Genomic DNA, 17,296 nt, shown 5'->3' with positions numbered 1-17,296 from the left:
AAAATGGAACAACAGATTGGGAACCGGATTCTAGACGCATGGTGAAAGGTTCAATAGTTTTACAATCGTTCACGAACAACGGTATTTCGTGCTGTTTAAAAAGTTTTTTATGAAGAAATTGATTTTGTTTTCCGTTGCCATGTTGTGCACCATCGCGGTTTCTGCCCATGTGCGGATGCCTGGAATTTTTACAGACCACGCCGTGCTGCAGCGAAATGCGCCGATCAAAATTTGGGGATGGGCCGACAAGGGAGAACGGGTGACTGTATATCTCAATGGATTCAAGAAGGCCGTTGTAACCGATCAAACAGGCCGTTGGCTTGTGGTGATTCCGGAAATGGTAGCCGGTGGACCTTATGAACTTGTTGTGCAAGGGAAAAACACAATTCGCTTCACCGATATTCTTATCGGCGAGGTGTGGTTGTGCTCGGGGCAATCCAATATGCAGTTTGTTGTTCAGAACACAGCATCGGCCAAAACGGAGATAGCAAAAGCCAACTGGCCCACTATACGGCATTTTAAAGTAAAGGAAAAAATAGCGGCATCGCCTTCCGATGATGTTGCCGGTGGTTCGTGGACGGTCTGTTCGCCCGAAACCGTTCCGTCGTTTACGGCGGTTGGCTATTTTTTTGCAAAGGCGCTCAACCATGAATTGAACGTGCCGGTCGGCATTGTTAATGCGTCCTGGGGAGGCACCTACATTGAAGCGTGGATGAGTCATTCAACGCTCATCAAAAATCCGGACTATCGCGATGTGTCCGCGTTAACTGACCATCAGCTGTCATCCTGGTTTGCCAGCGTTGAGGCACTCTATGCTGACTATGGAAAAAAACTCGGCATTGAATCTTTCACCAACTACAAAACGAATGACTCGCTGTGGCATCGGGGTGACTGTGCCGACCTCAATTGGATCTCGATTCCCTTTCCAGGTGATTTCGATAAAACGGTGCTGCCTCGATTTGATGGAACGGTCTGGTTCCGAGGCAGATTTAGGTTGGCCGATCATACTTCGCCGAAAGGATGGACATTGCACCTCGGGAAAGTTGAAGACTATGGCGACATCTTTATTAACGGAAAGCGAATAGGAGGCGCTTCCAACAACACCAACGCGTCGGACCTTGTGATTGATGCATCTGTTTTGACTCCGGGCGAAAATGTTATCGCTATCAAGATCAACGACTATTGGGAAACCGGCGGCTTTACTTCCCACGCACAAGCCTACTATTTGGAAGGCAGTGAGGGTGTGTCGTCGCGTATTGAATTGTCGGGTTTGCCCTGGAAGATGAATTTCGCATCTGCGAAGACCTGGATACGCACGCCGAATGTTCAGCCAAATGTTCTTTTCAACGGCATGGTTAACCCGGTCATTCCCTATACGGTGAAGGGCGTGTTGTGGTATCAGGGAGAGAACAATGCGGAGTATGCTTTTCAATATCGTCAGCTTCTGCCGGCATTGATCGCCGACTGGCGTGCACGGTTCGATCAGCCCGAGATGCCTTTCTATTTTGTGCAGCTTCCGAACTATTTGAAATATCAACAGAATTCTAAAAATGGCGGAGCACAATGGGCGGAGATCCGCGAGTCGATGCAGAAGACATTGGCTGTGCCAAACACCGGCATGGCCGTGACGATTGATCTTGGAGATTCAACAGATGTTCATCCAAGAAACAAGGAAGATGTTGGCAAACGGTTGTCGCTGATCGCGCTCAATCATCTTTATGGGAAAAAGTATGTTAGTGCCGGACCGGAAGTGAAAAGTGTGTCATTCGAAAATGGAAGAACACTGATCACCTTTCGGGAGGGAGCGCGACTGATTGCCCGCGATCGTTACGGATATCTTCGGGGTTTTGAAGTGGCCGGAAAGGATAAGATCTTTTTTAATGCTGCGGCGGTCATCAAGGGAAACGTGGTGGTGGTAGAGAGTCCGTTGGTGGTTTCGCCCGAAGCGGTTCGCTATTCCTGGTCCAACAACCCCGATGGGAATCTATACAACGAGGCGGGCCTCCCTGCGTCGCCCTTTCGAAGCGACGATTGGGTGCTGACCACGGAAGAACGAAAGTTTGACAGATGGATCAACAACATGTATCCAGTGGAATATAAACTTTCGAAATAGACTAAAACTCACGAACACAGATCCGGGTCGCTTGTATTCTTTCATAAAACACCTTTCGCGCCCAGCTCCAGTCTCGACTTCTCTTTGTCTTTCTTTCGTTCCACAGGCGATTGGCCATAGAGGGCGTGAAAACATTTGCTGAAGTAAGCGTGGTCTTTGAATCCGAGTTCGTAGGCGATTTCGAAGATCATTAAGTCGGGGTTCGATCCCAGCAGGTCATCGGCACATCGCAGGCGATAGTTGCGTATGTACTCATGCACGGTGTTACCTGTGATGGCGTGCAGTTTTCGGTAGAGTTGTGTTTTGCTCATGCCAACTTCTTTGGCCAGCACCTCGTGGTTGAGGTTCGGATTTTTCACGTTCTGGCGGATGGCATTGTTTATTTTCTCGATAAAGATCCGGTCGTGTTTATTTTCGAAGAGTTGCGTGACCTCTATTTTTTCGCGCGATGAAAAAATGGTGTGCAGCATTTTTCGCGACGCGATCAAATTCTGAATGCGTGCGCGAAGAATGCGGATGTTGAACGGTTTGGGGATGTAGTCATCGGCGCCGATATCCAAACCGCGTATGTGCGAATCCTCTCCGGTCTTTGCCGTCAGCAAGATGATGGGGATGTGACTTGTGCGCTCGTCCGATTTGAGGATAGTGCACATTTTGATGCCGTCCATCACCGGCATCATGATGTCGCTGATGATGAGGTCGGGAATGTTTTGGAACGCCATGTCAAGGCCATCGGCACCGTTCTTTGCTTCCACAATCACAAACTCGTTTTCAAGTTCCATTTTCAGAAAGTCCTTCACATCGCGATGGTCTTCCACAATTAGCAGAATAGGGAGTTCGTCCTGCTTTTTGCCGGTGGGTTCTTCTGCCACCGGTGTGGGTTCTGTGGGCGCGTCGTTGTCTTCGAGGGTGTAGCGGATGAGCTGCGACTCCTTGAAGTGAGCATGACCCAGGGGAAGGAGAATGGTGAAGGCTGTTCCGCTGTTGGTTTTGCTCTCCACAGAAATTTTTCCGGAGTGGAAGCTCACAAGGTCTTTCACAAACGACAAGCCGATGCCCGTGCTTTCCTGGTTATAGTTTACCGGTTCGGCACCATGATAGAAGCGCTCGAAGATGTAGGGAAGTTCATTTTCAGGTATGCCGATGCCGGTGTCCTTTATGGCAATCTTCACATAGCGGCCCTCGGGTGTGTCTTCATAGCTGATGAAGGTGTCGATGCGGCCACCGGCCCGTGTGTATTTGCAGGCGTTTGAGTAGAGGTTCAGGAGAATTTTTTCCATCATGCTTTTGTCGAGCCAAAGCATAATTCGGGCAGCGTCGCTCAGCAGGTTGAACCGGATGTCGAATTCGCGGGCCGTTTCTTCGAAACGCGATATGATGTCGGACGTGAATTTCACCAGGTCAATCTGATCGGCCGACACCGTTGTTGATCCGCCCGATTCAATGTTTCTGATCTCGAGCAATTCGTTGATCAATCGGAGCAGCTGGTTTGCGTTGTTGTTCATCATCTCTAGTTGGCGGTAAAGGTTTGGTAACTCCTGCACTTTTTTCTCGCCCAGCATTTTTGCCAGGGGGCTCACAATAAGGGTGAGGGGTGTTCGGAACTCGTGTGAGATATTAAGGAAGAACCTGGTCTTCATGCTGTCGAGCTCCGTGAGGCGCAGCGATTGTTCTTTCAGCATGTCTGACTGGCGTTCAATTTTTTTGTAAACCCGCGCGTTGTCAAATGCAATGGCGATGTAGGCCGTGAGATTCTTCAGCGTGTTGAGGTGCGTCTGTGTGTAGCAGTGTGGTTGATAACTCTTCACCACCAGGATTTCGGTCGGTTTTCGTTTTTTGGAGTCGATGGGCAGATAGATGGCCGAGCGGTATGCACTGTCGGCGGCGTATCGCTCCTGCATTTCGGGGGCCTCGTTGCGCACATAGTCCTGGATGTCGTCCAGCAACAGCGTCTGGTTGTTTCGCAGACACCATGCCGAAAGCCGTGATTCGTCAATGCCGATATGGTTGGCGTCGATCGTGGCGCCATAACCTTTGAGCGTGGAGAACTCGATCACGTTTTTCTCGTTGCTGAAATAGCCGATGGAGAAAAGAGACGCATCCATGAGTTTGTTGATGGTGGTATACATCTGTTTGATCAGCTCGTCCTGTTTGATGGAGGCCGTGATGGTTTGACCGATCTCGCTGAGCGATTGGATGGTGTTGTATTGTTGCTCCAGGTTGTCGTGCTGTGTTTTAATTTCTTCGCGCTGGTGAATGATCTCCGTTTGGCGGAGCGACAGCAGCGCGTTCGACTCCTGCAATTCGATGGTGCGTTGTGCAACCGTGTGTTCAAGGATTTTTTTTCGCTGGTACAAGGTGTGGGTGCGCCATTTGAACAACGCCCAAACCATGGCGATCAAGACCAGCGTAACGGCCATCCTGAACCATATGGTGTTCCACCACGATGGATTCACAATGAGGACGAGGCGTGCGGGCGTGGGGCTCCAGACGCCATCGTTGTTTGCGGCTTTTACGGTAAACGCGTAGCGGCCCGGTGGCAGATACGAATAGTTTGCCGAGCGTTCGCCCTTCACATAGTTCCATTGCTTGTCTATTCCTTCGAGCCGGTAGGCATATTGATTTTTTTCGGGGATACTGAAGTTCAGCGACGTGAACTCAAAACCAATGAACGATTGGTTGTGGCTGAGCACAATCTGGTCGGTGATGGAAATGTGTTGTTTCAACGGCGTGTTTTCGCCGGGCGAAACCGGTTTGTTGAATAGTTTGAACGTGGTGATGATGGGAACAGGAGAGTATGGATTTTCGGTGATGGAGTCGGGATGAAACAGATTGAACCCATTGGTGCCACCAAAAAGCATTTCGCCGGTGCGGAGTTTATAAAAAGCATTTTCCTTGAACTCGTTGCTTTGAATGCCGTCTTCTTTACTGTAGTGGGTGAACGTGGCTTTAGGAAGGTTAAACTTGATGAGCCCGTTTGTGGTGCTGATCCAGAAGTTTCCGTTGGCGGCTTCCAGGATTCCAATAATGGAATTGCTGGGAAAGCCGTTGCTTTTGTTATACATGACCAACGTATCGCTTTGTGCGTTGTAGTGGAGCAGGCCGTTTTCGATTGTTCCGATCAGGAAGTCACCGGCTTTTGTTTGCGTGATGCATTGCACATAGTCGGTGGTGAAGATTTTTTTTCGCTGGGGGTTGTTGCCGGTGTTGAAGAACGTGTTGGACGTTGGGTCAAGCAAGTTGATGCCGTTTCGGGTGCCGATCCAGATTTGTTTCTGATTGTCTTCAAGGATCGTGTTGGCATAGTTGTCCGACAGCTCGCCGGGCCCGCTTCCTGTCTTTTTAAAGTGTTTCACGTTTATCTTAGGCGGCGACTGACTGTGCATGCTTTTGGCATCGATGCGATCAAGACCGGCAGGAGTGCCTACCCAAAGGTTGCCTTGCGAATCTTCTTCAAGGAAAAATATGATATCCGAACTCACACCCGATGCGGTTGCGTTCACCGGGTATTGCGTGAATTGCTGTTTGCGTTCGTCGAAGTAGTTTAAGCCACCCTGCCAGGTGCCGATCCACAATTGATTGTGGCTGGTGTATAGGAGATGTTTAATAATGTCGGTCGAGATCCAGTGGTGTTTGCGATCGTCTTTGCGGTAGTGTTTGAAGTTGCCCATCTTTCGGTCGAAGTAGTTCAGGCCACCGCGGTCGGTGCCGATCCAGAGATTGCCCCGGGGATCTTCGGCGAAGGAGGTCACGATGTTGTTGCTGAGTTTTGTGCCGGTGTGGGCGCTTCCGGTTATCAGCTTGAACTTTCCTGAACCCGGATCTGCATAGTTCGCGCCGCCGGCAAACGTGCCAACCCACAGAATGCCTTGTCTGTCGCGAAAGATGTCCATCACCGAATTGTGATTCAGGGTGGTAGCGTCGTCGGGGAAATGGTCGGCATAGCTGAACGTGGAGCTTGTGGTGTCGTAGAGGTTGAGGCCGCCTTTGTCGGTGCCGATCCAGAACTTTCCGGTCCGGTCAAAATACAGTTTCCGCACGGAGTGATCGTTCAGTCCGGCGATCTCACGAAAGTGATTTTTTTTCGCATCAAACCTCACGAGCCCGTGGCTGTACGTGCCCAGCCACACCGAATTGTTTTTGCCCACAGCAACCGAGGTGATCGCGTAGTCGTGACCGGGGTTGTTGATTTTTGTCCAGGCATTTGTTTTCCGGTGCCACGTCCACAAGCCGTTTCGCGTGGAGCCGATCCATAAATTTCCTTCAGTGTCTTCGGTTATCTGACCAAACAGGTCCCACGTTTTTTCGTCGGCTTCATCCTCAACGAATTTTACTTTTTGGAATTTGGTTTCGTTTCGGCCCTTCCGGTAGATGTGCATGCCCTGGCTATGCGCCAGCGTCCACAGGGTGCCTTCGCGGTCGAAGTAAATGGCGTAGAACGTATATTGACCGCCTCGCCAGTCGTAGTCGAATTTGGTGTCCATTCGCACGAAACGTCCCGTGCGATGATCCCACACACAAAGACCGTGGTTGGTTCCAATCCAGACGTCACCATTTTTTGCTGCGTGCAGTGTGTTTATGAAGTTGCTGGAGAGCGAACCCGGATCGGTTTTGTCGAACTCATAGATGTCGATGTCGTGGCCGTTGTAACGATTGAGGCCGTTTTGTGTGCCAAACCACAGGTAGCCCAGCGAATCCTGGCAGATAGACCGGATCGTGTTTTGCGACAGCCCGTGTTCGACCGTGATGTGTTTGAAGTTGAGCGTTTGTGCACTACAGCAGAGTGCCGATAGCCAGGCTGCGAGTGTAAAAAAGTGATTGCGTTTGAGCATAGCATGCCACTGCCCGTTTAGGCAAAAGGTAATTTAGAAACTTTTCATTGAATCGGCTATTGAACGCCGGGCGCAGATTGGCTGAACTGGGTTGGCGTATCAATCTGTGAGCTGTTGGGAATATAGTTACAGAACTTGGGAATACTTACCCAACGGATACAATAGGGGTAGAGGATGGGTTGAAAAAGCACGCGGTAACATAATGCAACAACTTGGGAAGATGTCACAAACGTGTGCGGACAATTCGCCATAATTTTATTGAACCATTTGGCGAGGCATCGTTCGCCTCCAACGCGACATCGCGGCGTGGTCATTAAAATGAAACCAAACCCTTTATCTATGCAGCATAAATTTACATCAGGATTCAAACTGTTCCTGATGCTGGCGCTGAGCATCGCAACCACGATCAGCCTGCAGGCCGGCATTCATTTACAGACTCAGGCAGGCCTTATTACAGGGCAAGTAACGTCCGAAGACGATAAGAGCCCCGTGCCGGGCGTAAGTGTCATCATCAAAGGCACAACTATTGGCACCACCACCGACGCGCAGGGAAATTTTTCTATTTCCGCGTCACCCAGCGATGTGCTTCGATTCAGTTTCATCGGCTACCTCACACAAGAAGTGTCGGCGGGAACTCAAACAACGTTGAATGTGGTATTGCATCCCGATGTGCGTGAGCTTAGCGAAGTGATTGTGATGGGCTATGGCGCGGTTGAAAAACAAAACCTGATCGGCTCTGTGGGCATGGCCACGAAAAAAGATTTTGGTGAAGTGCCGGCCACCACGGCGCAGCAATTGATTCAGGGAAAGATTTCGGGTGTGCAGGTGGTGAACAGCTCGGGCCTGCCCGGTGGCGGTGTGCGCATCGCCGTGCGCGGTGCCGGAAGTTTCACCAGTGTTGATCCTCTTTATGTTATTGACGGCATTCAAGGCAACGCATCGTTGTTTAATGCCATCAGTCAATACGACATCGAGAGTATCACCGTGTTGAAAGACGCAGCATCCACAGCCATCTATGGTGCCAATGCGGCCAACGGTGTGATCATTGTCACGACCAAGAAAGCAAAATCCGGCGATGTGCGCGTGACCTACAATGGTTATTACGGCATTGCGCAGCCCTGGAAAAAACTCGACATGATGAACGCTGCCCAATACCTGGACCTGGTGAAAGACATCACCAACAACGCGCTCACCACTAAACTAAAGAGCGACTACGTGACCGTGGATCGCACCGACTGGCAGGACGAAATTTTTAAAACCGCATCCCTCACCGAACACAACATTGGGCTTTCGGGAGGAACAGAAAAAGTTTTGTATCAGGCCTCGGCTACCTATACGAACCAGGACGGCATCATGGAGACATACAACTATAAACGGTTCATTGTGCGCCTGGCACTGGAAGAAAAAGTGGGCAAGTGGTTGAGGTTGGGACAAACGATAAACTATCAATACAACATCAGCTCGGGCAACACAGCAAGCTTCACCGAAGCCTTACGCATGCCTACCTATTCGCCGGTCTACGATCCTACCAATCTTGGAGGCTATGCAAAAGTTACTTCTGCCGACGATCTCAACGACACATTTAATCCCTTAACCAGCGTGCGGTTGAGTGAACGCAAGGGACGCAACTCGCTCACGTTTGGCCAGTTTTTTGGTGAGGCCACCATTCTGTCGGGGCTAAAGTTTCGTTCGCAGGTTTCGATCGATATCAGCAACTCGTCGAGCTATAACTACAAACAGGCCAATGCCAATGGCAACCTTGTTAACCCCAATGGCATAGACGAATCGTATGGCTATTATATCAATCCCCTGTTGGAAAATTATTTCACCTATGCCAAAACACTGGGTGTTCACAATTTTGATGTGATGGTCGGAAACACCTATCGCAATGGATCGCAGGCCCGCAGCGTAAATGTGAGAGGAACAAATTTCCCGAACGACGACCTCAAAACGGTTATCGCCGCGCCAGGTAGCAGCATCACCGGTGGCACCATTGCGGAGTATTCTTCGCTTTCCTATTTCGCGCGTGTCAACTATTCGCTCATGAATAAATATTTGTTGACAGCCTCTTTTCGCAGAGACGGAAGTTATGTGTTCAGTAAGAACAACCGGTTTGGGAATTTCCCCTCGGTGGGCCTGGCGTGGAAGATCAGTGAAGAATCGTTTATGAGGAGTGTTGAATTTATTTCGCAATTAAAACTTCGCGGAAGCTACGGCATCACCGGAAACTCCAGTGCGCCGCTTCAGTTTTCTTCCATCTGGAAGGGACAGTCGAACAACATTGTGTATTCATTTGGCGACGCACGAAACTATGTGCAAGGAGCAACGGTAAACTCGTCGTTCGATCCGAACATCAAATGGGAAACTACCAAACAACTTGATGTGGGCATTGATGTGGGCCTTATGGAAGACCGGTTGCTGCTGAGCGTTGGCTACTACAACCGGAAGAACGAAGACCTGCTCACCTACGTACCCATTCCGTTGTCGACGGGTATTGGCGGACCGTTCGACAATCCGGGGAGCATCCTGAAAAACACGGCCACGGCATCGAACAAAGGTGTGGAAGTGGATGTGAGCTTTCAGGGCAACGCAGGTGCTTTCCGCTATTCCATTGGTGCGAATGTGGCTTATAACAAAAACGAAGTGGTGTCGCTTGGAGAAGGTTCTGAATTTCAGCGCGGCGGTGTGACCGGCGGGAACCTCGTAACAAAAACGGCGAAAGGCCAGCCCATTGGATCGTTCTTTGGCTTCGTGGTAGATCACGTAGCCATCGATCAGGCCGATGTGGATTCCTACAACCAGGCGGCTCGAAACGCCACAGGCAATCCGACGGCGATCTATCAGGCAGGTCTTTTGTCGGGCGACATCATCTTTCGTGACATCAACGGCGACGGTGTGTTGACCGATGCCGACAAAACTTTTCTGGGGAGTCCCATTCCGAAATGGAACTTCGGTTCGAACGTGAACCTCGGCTACAAGAATTTTGATTTCATGTTGAGCCTCTACGGCATTTCGAAAGTGAGCGTCTGGAATGACTTGACGTATTGGACAGAAGGAACAACCCGGCCGTTCAATTCCAGCGTGGCCATTGTTGATCGTTGGAAAACAGAAGGCGACATTTCGGCGTATCCCAAGGCCGGACAAAACGCCACCGCGAGCCGAAACCTGCGGGCGTCGGATCGTTTTCTGGAAGATGGCTCCTACATCAGAGTGCGCAGCGTTACGCTTGGCTATAAAGTGCCGTTGCCTGGACTCAACAAAACCATATCGTCGCTCCGGGTCTACGTGACCGCGCAGAACCTGTTCACCTTCACAAAATACAAAGGCTATGATCCCGAGATTGTGGGCCAGGATTTTCTGTTCGATCGTGGAATCGACAGAGGCCAATATCCTCAACCCAAAACCTATATGCTCGGTGTTCAGGTCGCCTTCTAAAAAAAATAAGCTTATGAAAAAAATTATAACCTATATCATGATTCCGGTCTTCGTGCTGGCCAGCGGCTGTAGCGAAGACATTCTCGACATCAAAAGCCAAAGCCAGTATAGCGAAACGACGTATTTCAAAACCGCGCCGCAGTTTAACGAGGGCGTTGTGGCTACCTACTCGACCTTGCTGATGAACGGTTTGTATTCGAGAGACGCATACTATCTTTTTGATTTGCTGGCAAACGACGCCGAAAACAATGTGTTTTTGCTGGGCGACGTGGCACAGCTTCACGACTATAGCTATGGTCCCACACAACCCCAGATGTCTGACTTGTGGAGAAATCTGTATCGCATGATTTTCCGTGCCAACCTGGTGCTGGCGAAAGCAACCGAGTGGCAACCTACGTTGCAGACCGACATCGACAAGAAGACGCAATACATTGGCGAAGTTTCTTTCCTGCGTGGCTATGCCTATTTCATGCTTGTGAATCTTTGGGGTCGTGTTCCCCTGAAGCTTGAATTTTCTAAAGCAACCGAGTTGACACCGCGCGCCGGTAGTGTAGACGATGTGTGGGCCGTGGTGGAAACGGATTTCATCAACGCCGCCAATTCGCTTCCCGTTGTTTATGGCGCAGCCGATCGTGGCCGGGTCACGAAGGGTGCCGCCATTGCGTTGCTTGGCAAGGCCTTCTTGTATCAGAAGAAATATGCGCAGGCCGAAAGTGAATTCCGGAAACTCACTACGGCGCCGTTCACCTATACTTTGAATGCAAACTTCGACAATCAGTTTTCGGCTACGAACAACACCAGCGTAGAGACGGTGTTCGACATCCAGCACAAATGGACCGACTGGGCTTCGGGTGATCAGTATTATATGTTTGGTGGCCAGGAAGCATGGGGTGGCAAAACAACCCATACCGGCAGAGCCATGGAGTATGGATGGAACGATTGGAACAACACGTTTGTGTCGCCGGCGCTGGTGAAGGCCTTCAAATACAAAGATGAAGTTGGCGACGACTACACCGATCCACGGGCACACTATACATTTTATGGCGATGCCGATAGCGGGGGTGATACTGATTTTTGTCACACCTGCACAAAGGCCAGCAAAGGAGGAAGCCTCATGGCGGTGTATGCGCCCGATGCCAATCAGCCCGGTCCCTATACCTATCCGTTTGGCGCGAACAACGCTATCGGCTACAACTGGCGCAAGTATGAGTATTATGAAACGAAAGAATTTTATGCAGGCCCCGACAGCAACATCAACACACAAATTGTTCGTTATGCCGACGTGTTGCTGATGCTTGCCGAAAGTTTGATCGAGCAAAACAAGATCGGCGATGCCATGCCCTACATCAACACTGTGCGTGCACGTGTGGGTGCGTTTCAATACACATCGCTGGGAACACACGACAATGCACAAACGATTCTAAGACGCGAGCGACAATTGGAATTGGCCGGAGAGCAGGTGCGCTGGTTTGACCTTGTGCGTTGGGGAATTGCAAAACAAACGCTCAATGGCGAGAAGCAACTCCAGCTAGGCAAGCAACCCTTCGAAGATCATCATGTCTTACTTCCGATTCCTCAAATCGAAAAGACAACCAACACAGCATTGTCGACAGATATATCCGAAGACTGGAATTAATATTGGGTTTTTTAGTTTGTAAAAGGAGGCTGTCTCAAAAGGACAGCCTCTGTTTTTGTGCACTGCCGCATCGAACACACGACAGAAGTTGTCGCTGCCAACTTTGCCTATGCTGAATCACCCAAACGGTGTGAAAAAGTCGTTGCGTGTTAAATTTTATCAAACATAGCGGAAGGGCCGTTGTTAAAAAATTATAGATCGTTAGTATTAACAACAACCTTTAAACAAATAAAGTTATGAACTCAGGCATTGAATTTTTAAATCCGGACGAGCTATTGAAGAACCCCGCGTTCTCTCAAATTGCGATCACAAAAGGTCATGGCAATACCGTTTACATCGGCGGGCAAAATGCCATAACGAAAGATCTCAAAATTGTGGGCAAGGACGACATTGTCGCGCAAACTGAATACATTCTGAAAAATGTTGAAATCGCGTTGAAGGCCGCTCACGCCAAGCTGGACGACCTGTTTAAGCTGACCATTTATATTGTACAAGGGCAGGATGTGCGAAAAGGTTTTGAGGGCGCACAGAGCTTTTTGAAAAAGTTAAGTCACCCTCCGGTGATCACTGGTGTTGTGGTGGCGGCGTTGGCAAATCCAGATTACCTCGTGGAAATTGAGGCCGTGGCATTCAAGAAAGAAAAATAACGTGTTGAAAAAAGCTGGAAGCGTAGTCGAATCAAATAGCGGCAGTTTCAGAAAGTTATTAACTTCAGCATTCGGTTGACCTTAAGAAATTTCCAATGACGAAGAAACTCACAATGCTAAGCCTGGTGCTGATGTGCGCGCTGGCACTTTCCTATGGTAGAGAACTTCCCAAAGTGGTGAAGCGAAACGGCCGCTATCAATTGCTGGTAGATGGCAAACCATTCCTGGTACTGGGCGCCCAACTGTGGAACAGCAGTGCCTGGCCTGTCGTGACGGATAAGTTCTGGACACAGCTGAGAGAACTGAACTGCAACACGCTCGAAGCGCCGGTGTATTGGCAGAACATAGAACCGGAACCGGGCGTGTATAACTTTAAAGAACTTGATAACCTCATTCTCAATGCCCGGAAAGAAAAGCTAAGGCTTGTGCTGCTCTGGTTTGCCTCCTATAAAAATGGAAGCTCGACCTATGCGCCGCCATGGGTGCTCGAAAATCCGGAGAAGTATCCGCTGATGAGAAACGGCTATGGCGACGAGATCCAGGTTTTGTCGCCGGTGTCGCGTGTGAACCTCGACGCCGACAAACGGGCATTCACCGCGCTGATGAAGCACGTGAAAGAACTCGACAGCGAAGCGCAAACCGTGATCATGGTGCAGGTAGAAAATGAATCCGGTTCGCTGGGCACCGACCGCGACTACTCGGAAGCTGCCAACAAATTGTTCGACGCCAATGTGCCGGACAAACTCGCGACAGGTCTCGGCAAACAAGCAGGAAAGTGGAGTGACCTCTTTGGAATTGCCGCCGCCGAAACGTTTAACGCCTGGCACATCGCGTCCTATATCAATGAGATTGCCGACGTGGGAAAAGCCGTCTACAACCTCCCTATGTATGCCAACGCCTGGGGCCGCGAACATTTGTTTCACACTCCCGGCGAATATCCCAGCGGAGGACCCACCACGAACATGATCGGCGTGTGGAAGATCGCCGCTCCCCAACTTGATTTTCTTTCACCCGATATCTACATCTCCAACCCGAACGTCTTTCTTGATCTTTGCGAAAAGTACGACCGCGACGACAACATGCTATTCATCCCGGAAACAGCCAATTGCGTGGCCTATGCGCGGTTTCATTTTTATGCCATCGGCAACTATCATGCAAAAGGCCTGGCGGTCTATGGCGTCGACCCGTTTCACGCCGACCCGCACGACAAGCGCACCTTCGACAAACTGGACGAACGTTTTTCTGACATCGCCAACAACTACAAACTTCTGGCAAAAGTTGCCAGCCCGGTGCTCGCCCTGCAGGAACAAAACAAACTCAGGGCCGTTGGCGAAGAAGATGGTCTCAACGAACAACTGGTGCGCTTCGACGAGTTTGATGTGTTGTTCGACTTTGGGTATCCCTCCTATAAGGAACGCGGCACACGAAGCGGTCGGGCACTCATTGGTCAGCTCAGTGCCAATGAGTTTCTGATTGTGGGGTTCGATGCAAAATTCAGATTCAGGCCCAAGTATGGATCAGGTTTTTCAAAAGCTGATTATGTGCTGGTGGAGGAAGGTTACTACGAAGGCGACAAATGGGTTCGCGAGCGCCTTTGGAATGGCGATGAAACCTACCATTCCACACTCACACCCAGGGGAACGGTGTTGAAGATTCGTCTTCGAAAAGTGAAGGCGTCTTCGCAAGGGCCAATTCGCGCAAACTTTGAACAGAAGTAGACGCGGTGTTTTTAGTGTGGCATGCTCAAAGGATCACTTAAGAAATCCCAATCGTCGCAGGAAGTCGTCGGTCTTCTGGAGGATTTCTTCATCGAAGAGGTTTGAATAGGTTTTATTGCCCATTCCCAAATAATGCTTGCGGCCTTCGTAGGTAACAAACTCAAAGTGGTTGCCAAGCTTCTCGGTGTCGTTCTTGAAAAACTGGACTGTCCAGAGGGGAACAATGTTGTCTTCTTTACCGTGGAAGGCCAGCGTTGGTGGCATACCTTTTTTTACGTTGTGCGCTGGCGAGATGCTCCAGATCTGGTTGCGTTTTTCGCCGAGCAGCATGTCGCACCAGGCTTCCATACAATTTGCTGTTCCCGAATACGATATAATGGCGTTGGGCATGGGGCTCACGTTCAGGTTGTCGGTGGCTTCGTTGTGCTGGTCGATGTAGGCCGTGGCATACGAAAGATGACCGCCCACAGACTGGCCACCCACAACGATCTTTTGTGGATCGATAGAAAATTCACTGGCGTGTTCACGAACCCATCGCATCGCTGAGCGGGCGTCCTTCACGCATTCAACGGGCGTGATGCCGGCGATCGGCACGTTGCCTTTGGAGTCTTTTGAAAGTCTGTATTGCACCGAGAAGGTGATGGCGCCAGCCATTGCATAGCGACGACAGGCGCCATAAAATTCAGAAGGGCTTCCATAGGCCCAGCCACCACCGTGAATGAACACTAGCGCCGTGTTGTTCTTTTGCTTCAGCGCACCGGGCGCGTAGAAGATGTCGAGGTGAAGCGAACTGGTGTCTGCTACTTTGTAGATCACCCGTTTGTGAATGAGTGAATCGGTTGTGGCGCTGACATTCCGCGCCAACAACAGTAAGACGATCGCAAAGGTTATTCTCATGTCTATAAAAATAATGTGATGCCTGAATTGATTTTTCGCGCTGCAGTCTTTGAGTTATTGGTTTTTAAAAACGCGTGCGTCAATCTAAATTACACCATTGTCACGTCATTTTATAGACTCCTTTCGCCAGCTTTTAGTTTGATGGTCAATTCATTTGTATGGGTGGCAACGGGCATGTTGCATAAGGTGCCTAAGATGCGTGACAGTTTGGGTTGTGAAGCTTTACAGGTTGTAGTAACTTTAGCAAACATCTTTTCGCGGATCAATGAAAAACATCGTTTTTAGTCTGTGGCCCGTAGGGTTGGCACTGACGGCTACCCTGGCAGTAGTGAAATTTCAATTTTCCCAGAAGACCGTTGGCATTGAAAATGCAAACCGGATTGAAACAAACGACGTTGCCATTTGCGCTTCTTCGGCCGGGACAATCACCGCCGACGAGGATGGTAAATTCATTTCGGTGCTTCCCGGCTGGGGCAACCTGCACTACAAAATTTCGTCCGCCAACGATAGCGCTCAGTTTTATTTTAACCAGGGACTGAGTTTTTACTATGGTTATCATTTCACCGAATCGCTCGCTTCCTTCAAAGAGGCCAGTCGCTTTGATCCTTCGAACGCCATGGTCTATTGGGGACAGGCGCTTGCTATGGGACCTTTTTATAACACCTATGTTTATAAAATGCGAAAAGAAGTGCCGGCGGTTGTGGCCAGCATGAAGCTGTATTCGTCCACCGCCACGGCAAAAGAAAAAGTGTTGATAGAGGCCATAGACCAACGCTACTCCAACGACCTCACCAACGCCGACCGGCAGAAGCTGAACAGGGACTACGCCCTTGCGCTGGCCGCTGCGTCGAAGAAATTTCCAGACGACCATGATATCAAGGCCTTGTATGTGGACGCGGTGATGCTGGAGCATAAATGGGATTTCTGGAGCAACGACGGCGTGGCCCGTCCCTGGACACAGGAGTTGATTTCGGTATGCGAAGCGGGATTGAAAACCGATGCCAATCATCCTGCCTTTCTCCACTACTACATCCACCTGGTCGAAGCTTCGCGCACGCCACAGCGCGCACTGTCGGCCGCCGATGCACTGAAAGACAATCTGCCCGGCGTTCCCCACATGGTGCACATGTCGTCGCACATGTATCAGCGCAACGGGCTCTATGCAAAAGGCGTGAAGGTGAACGAAGATGCAAGCGCCGTGAGCAACAGCGTCGATTCGAGAGCACCACAACTGAACCTCGGAAAAAACAAATCGATCCACTATTATGCCGTGCAATCGTATTGCGCCATGACGGCCGGTATGGATACAAAGGGAGCGCCGTTGTATGATCGTGCCCGCGAACGGCAAGTGGCCATGGCACCTGCATTTGAAAAAGATGCCTACGCCCAATTCATCTACATGATCCCCGTCACAGCCGCCGTGCGTTTGGGAAAATGGGATGCCATCCTCGGCGCACCTCAACCCAACCCAAGCTGGAAGTATGCGCTAGCGCTCGACAATTTTGCAAAAGGTGTGGCGCACATTCACGCGAAGAATATTCCGGAGGCGAAAAAGTGTTTGGCTGCGTTGAATGCCGTGCTCGGCGACAGTTTGCTTGGTGTGCGGCTGATGCCGTTCAACAGTCCGGTTCAGTCGTGCCGGGTGGCATCTGGTATTTTAAACGGGCAACTATTGTATGCCGAAGGAAAAACCCAGGCGTCGATCGTGGCCTTCACCAAAGCCGTGGCCGAAGAAGATCAGATGATCTATCGCGAGCCGCACGACTGGATGATCCCGGCCCGCCAATATCTGGGAACGTATCTGCTCAAGATGAACAAGCCGGCCGAAGCCGCAAAAATATTCCAGGAAGATCTGATCGCCAATCCGGGCAACGGCTGGTCATTGCTGGGCATGCAGCAAAGTTTGGAGGCCCAAAAGAAAACCAAAGAAGCCGCAGACTATCGACAGAAAGCAACCAAAGCTTTTGAAGCTGCCGACGCGCTTCCGACAACGCCCGTGTTCCTATAGCAGAAAGTTG

General features: G+C 50.3%; 9 protein-coding genes. 7 read left to right on the top strand and 2 right to left on the bottom strand.

The window, feature by feature from the left end:
• The first annotated feature begins 109 nt into the window (after positions 1 to 109).
• Complete coding sequence (locus tag JI741_RS05430) at positions 110 to 2,113, top strand: sialate O-acetylesterase (RefSeq protein ID WP_202007973.1); 2,004 nt, start codon at positions 110 to 112, stop codon at positions 2,111 to 2,113.
• Between the two features lie 41 nt (positions 2,114 to 2,154).
• Here the strand turns inward: JI741_RS05430 and JI741_RS05425 are convergent, their stop codons facing one another.
• Positions 2,155 to 6,945 carry a two-component regulator propeller domain-containing protein gene (locus tag JI741_RS05425; protein WP_202007972.1) on the bottom strand — a complete coding sequence of 1,597 codons (4,791 nt, stop codon included), beginning with the start codon at positions 6,943 to 6,945 and terminating at the stop codon, positions 2,155 to 2,157.
• Positions 6,946 to 7,284: 339 nt separating this feature from the next.
• Between JI741_RS05425 and JI741_RS05420 the strand changes: the two genes are divergently transcribed.
• The 4 genes from JI741_RS05420 to JI741_RS05405 all read left to right on the top strand — a co-directional run bounded on the left by JI741_RS05420 (position 7,285) and on the right by JI741_RS05405 (position 14,381).
• Entirely contained in the window at positions 7,285 to 10,380 is a 3,096-nt protein-coding gene (locus JI741_RS05420) for a SusC/RagA family TonB-linked outer membrane protein (RefSeq protein ID WP_202007971.1), read from the top strand.
• Between the two features lie 13 nt (positions 10,381 to 10,393).
• Positions 10,394 to 12,016, top strand: coding sequence for a RagB/SusD family nutrient uptake outer membrane protein (locus JI741_RS05415; protein ID WP_202007970.1), 1,623 nt, complete (start codon positions 10,394 to 10,396; stop codon positions 12,014 to 12,016).
• A gap of 236 nt (positions 12,017 to 12,252) precedes the next feature.
• Complete coding sequence (locus tag JI741_RS05410) at positions 12,253 to 12,663, top strand: RidA family protein (protein ID WP_202007969.1); 411 nt, start codon at positions 12,253 to 12,255, stop codon at positions 12,661 to 12,663.
• A gap of 95 nt (positions 12,664 to 12,758) precedes the next feature.
• Entirely contained in the window at positions 12,759 to 14,381 is a 1,623-nt protein-coding gene (locus tag JI741_RS05405; RefSeq protein WP_202007968.1) for a DUF5597 domain-containing protein, read from the top strand.
• Positions 14,382 to 14,414: 33 nt separating this feature from the next.
• Here JI741_RS05405 and JI741_RS05400 read toward each other — a convergent pair whose 3' ends face one another.
• A complete protein-coding gene (locus tag JI741_RS05400) occupies positions 14,415 to 15,278 on the bottom strand; it encodes an alpha/beta hydrolase (protein ID WP_202007967.1) in 864 nt (287 codons plus the stop codon).
• 18 nt (positions 15,279 to 15,296) lie between these two features.
• On the opposite strand from JI741_RS05400, the gene JI741_RS05395 reads away from it, so the two are divergent.
• Positions 15,297 to 15,563 carry a hypothetical protein gene (locus JI741_RS05395; protein WP_202007966.1) on the top strand — a complete coding sequence of 89 codons (267 nt, stop codon included), beginning with the start codon at positions 15,297 to 15,299 and terminating at the stop codon, positions 15,561 to 15,563.
• Positions 15,544 to 17,286, top strand: a complete 1,743-nt coding sequence (locus JI741_RS05390; RefSeq protein WP_202007965.1) for a hypothetical protein — start codon at positions 15,544 to 15,546, stop codon at positions 17,284 to 17,286. Before JI741_RS05395 ends, JI741_RS05390 begins: the two co-directional genes overlap by 20 nt.
• The last annotated feature ends 10 nt before the right edge of the window (positions 17,287 to 17,296 follow it).

It is taken from the genome of Chryseolinea lacunae, from assembly GCF_016735595.1.
Classification (GTDB): Bacteria; Bacteroidota; Bacteroidia; order Cytophagales; family Cyclobacteriaceae; genus Chryseolinea; species Chryseolinea lacunae.
Note: the sequence above shows the minus strand (reverse complement) of the source record. Positions and strands in the feature narration are given on the sequence as shown.